3 protein-coding genes are annotated in these 3,302 nt (G+C 66.7%); all 3 read left to right on the forward strand.

The annotated features are described in order from the left end of the window. The first annotated feature begins 125 nt into the window (after nucleotides 1-125). Nucleotides 126-1,109, forward strand: a complete 984-nt coding sequence (locus C2U70_RS31610) for a zinc-dependent alcohol dehydrogenase family protein (protein ID WP_140982546.1) — start codon at nucleotides 126-128, stop codon at nucleotides 1,107-1,109. A 12-nt stretch (nucleotides 1,110-1,121) separates the two neighbouring features. Beyond that, nucleotides 1,122-2,654 (forward strand): AAA family ATPase, encoded by a 1,533-nt coding sequence (locus C2U70_RS31615; RefSeq protein ID WP_140982547.1) that lies wholly within the window; start codon nucleotides 1,122-1,124, stop codon nucleotides 2,652-2,654. A gap of 15 nt (nucleotides 2,655-2,669) precedes the next feature. Beyond that, the coding region (locus tag C2U70_RS31620) for a CHAD domain-containing protein (protein WP_140982548.1) at nucleotides 2,670-3,302 on the forward strand (633 nt) is incomplete at its 3' end.

Genomic DNA, 3,302 nt, shown 5'->3' on the forward strand with positions numbered 1-3,302 from the left:
CATGGCCGGGCTTGTGGCACTGGCAGCGTTTGCCTGTCCCGGAACCCAAGCCGACGGCGGGTCTTGATTGACGTCAAGGACTGGCCTCGGTTCCATCCTAGAAATGAGAGCGCTGGAGAGGATCGATGCGAGCGATGGTGTTGTCGGCCCCGCGGACGGCGCTTCGGATGGAGGAGCGGCCGGACCCGCTGCCCGGCCCAGGCGAAATCCGGGTGAAGGTCAGCGCCTGCGGGGTCTGCCGGACCGACCTGCACGTCGTCGACGCCGAGCTGCCCGACATCCGTTACCCCATCATTCCCGGCCACGAGATCGTCGGCCGGGTCGACCTCATAGGCCACGGCGTCACGACCCATGTTACGGGCGACCGCGTCGGCATTCCCTGGCTCGGCTACACCTGCGGATCGTGCCGCTTCTGCAGGGACGGGATGGAGAATTTGTGCGACCGGCCGCTGTTCACCGGCTACACCCGCGACGGCGGCTATGCGACCCACGCGGTCGCGGATGCCCGCTATGCCTTTCCGCTGGGCGAGGCCGGCGACGATGCGTCCATCGCTCCGCTGCTGTGCGCGGGCCTGATCGGCTGGCGCTCGCTGGTGCTGGCGGGACAGGCCGAGCGGCTCGGCATCTATGGCTTTGGCGCCGCCGGCCACATCGTCGCGCAGATTGCGGTCTGGCAGGGCCGTTCCGTCTATGCGTTCACCCGCAGCGGCGATGACGCGGCACAGGATTTCGCGCGGCGATTAGGGGCGGTCTGGGCGGGCGCATCCGGCGAGTTGCCGGATACGCCGCTCGATGCCGCCATCATCTACGCACCGGCCGGCGAGCTCGTGCCGACGGCGTTGCGCGCGGTCCGCAAGGGCGGACGCGTGGTCTGCGCCGGCATACACATGAGCGACATTCCGAGCTTCCCTTACGATCTGCTGTGGCAGGAGCGGCAATTGATCTCGGTTGCGAATTTGACGCGGCAGGACGGCATCGACTTCCTCGGAATCGCGCCGCAGGCCGGCGTGCGCACCGAAACCACCGTCTTTCCGCTGCACGAGGCCAACGACGTCCTGACCGGGCTCAAGCGCGGACATATCCTCGGCGCGGCCGTGCTGCAGCCCTGAATGCACCCTCACATGCAAGATTCATCCACAGAGAATGATGCGATCCAGGAGCGTGTTTTCGCATTCCTCACACATAAGGACACGACGCGGATCGACACGCATGCCGCCTCGGTGTTTCTCCAGGGCGAACGCGCGCTGAAAATCAAGCGCGCGGTGCGTTTTCCCTTCCTCGACTATTCGACACTCGACAAGCGCAAAGCCGCCTGCGAGGAGGAGATCAGGATCAACCGGCCGCTTGCGCCGCAGATCTACCATCGCGTCGTTGCGATCACGGAAGAGCGCGATGGCTCCCTGCACGTCGGCGGAGACGGCACGCCGATCGAGTATGCCGTCGAGATGTCCCGCTTCGACGAGACCCGGACGCTGGATCACCTCGCGAAAGCCGGGCCGTTTTCCGACGAGCTTGCGGCCGACATCGCCGACGCGATTGCCGCTTCGCACGCCGTCGCACCGCGCGTGGAGACGGCGGCATGGGTCGCCAGGGTCCCGTTCCTTATCGACGGAAATTCCGAGGGCTTGCGCAGCGGCGGGCATCTGGCGGCAAGCGAGATCGACGCGCTGGCGCGCGCTTCGCATCGCGCATTCGAGCGCATCAGACCCATGCTGGCGTTGCGCGGCCGGCAAGGTTTCATACGACGCTGCCACGGCGATCTGCATCTGGGGAACATCGTCGAGATCGACCAACGGCCCGTGCTGTTCGACGCCATCGAGTTCGATCCGGACATCGCCACAACCGACGTGCTCTACGATCTCGCATTCACGTTGATGGACCTGCTGCATGACGGGCAGCAGCAGGCGGCAAGCATTCTATTCAACCAGTACCTTTCGACGACGCCTGCGGAGAATCTCGACGGATTGAGCGCGCTGCCACTGTTCCTGTCGATCCGGGCCGCGATCCGGGCCCAGGTCACGCTGGCCAAGCTGAAGCGACCGCATGCAGACAAGGCTCACATCGTCGCCGTTGCGCGCAGCTATTTTGCGCTGGCGCAGGCCCTGATCGATCCGCCCGCCCCGCGCCTGATCGCCGTCGGCGGCCTGTCGGGGACGGGAAAATCGCTGCTCGCGCGCATGCTGGCGCCCGCCATCGGCCCGGCGCCGGGTGCCGTGGTGCTGCGCAGCGACATTTTTCGCAAGCGGCTCTTTGGAGTTGCCGACACCGAGCGGCTACCCTCCTCGGCCTATCAACCTGACGTGACGGACCGCGTCTACGCGATGCTCGCCGAATGCGCCCGACGCGTGCTCGCACAAGGACATTCGGCGCTGATCGATGCTGTCTTCGCGCAGGAGGCGGAGCGGAACGCGATGGCCGCCCTGGCGCAGCGGTGCAGCGTGCCCCTCACCGGCCTCTTTCTCGTCGCGGACCTTGCGACGCGCCAGACGCGAATCGGTCGCAGGCGGAACGATGCATCCGACGCAACGGCCGAGGTTGCCGCGCTGCAGGAGGGCTATAATATCGGCGATGTCGGCTGGGACACGATCGACGCGGCGGGGACGCCTGAACAGACGCTCGCAAATTGCCGCATGGCGGTCGCCGGAGAGGGCTGATTGGCGCGGATGAAAATGTCGCAATCCACCCCACCAAGGGAGGCGCCTGCCCCGGCGCGGCCCGCGTCGCGCGGATCGCCGGCCCGATTGAGCCGCGGCATGGCCTGCGACACCGCGTTTCGCATCATCGCGCGCCGTTACCTCGACGCCGTCATCGCCCAGCACGATGCGACCTGCGCCGGCGATCCGGACGCCCTGCACCAAATCCGGATTGCGCTGACGCATCTGCGCACCGCGATCCGCTTCTTCTCGCCGATGGTCGACGACGCCGAGCGGACACTGGTCTGGGCCGAGCTGAAATGGCTGAACGGCCAGCTCGGCATGGTCAGGGATCTCGACGTCGCGATCGAGCGCATCGTCGCCGCCAGCGGCGACGAGCTCGCGGTGATCGCCGAACTTCAATCCTGGACCGGGAAGCGCGCCGAAAGTCACCGACGGCTGACGCGCGCGCTGCAGTCGGCGCGCTACCGGCGCCTGATCGAACATACCTCGGGCTGGATCCAGCGCGGCCCGTGGTCGACGAGCCGGAGCAAGGAGGCAATCAGGCTGCGCTCGACCTCACTCGCCGAGCACGCAGCCGGCCAGCTTGCGGATTGGGAAAGAGCGCTGCTCAGGAAATCGCGCAAGCTCGACAAGCTCGACGTCGAG

Origin of the sequence: Bradyrhizobium guangdongense, from assembly GCF_006483445.1 — a bacterium.
Classification (GTDB): Bacteria; Pseudomonadota; Alphaproteobacteria; order Rhizobiales; family Xanthobacteraceae; genus Bradyrhizobium; species Bradyrhizobium guangdongense_A.

What these genes read in the sequence shown, in the direction of transcription:
- C2U70_RS31610 (WP_140982546.1), top strand. Translation starts at nt 126, where the DNA reads ATGCGAGCGATGGTGTTGTCGGCCCCGCGGACGGCGCTTCGGATGGAG.
- C2U70_RS31615 (WP_140982547.1), top strand. Translation starts at nt 1,122, where the DNA reads ATGCAAGATTCATCCACAGAGAATGATGCGATCCAGGAGCGTGTTTTC.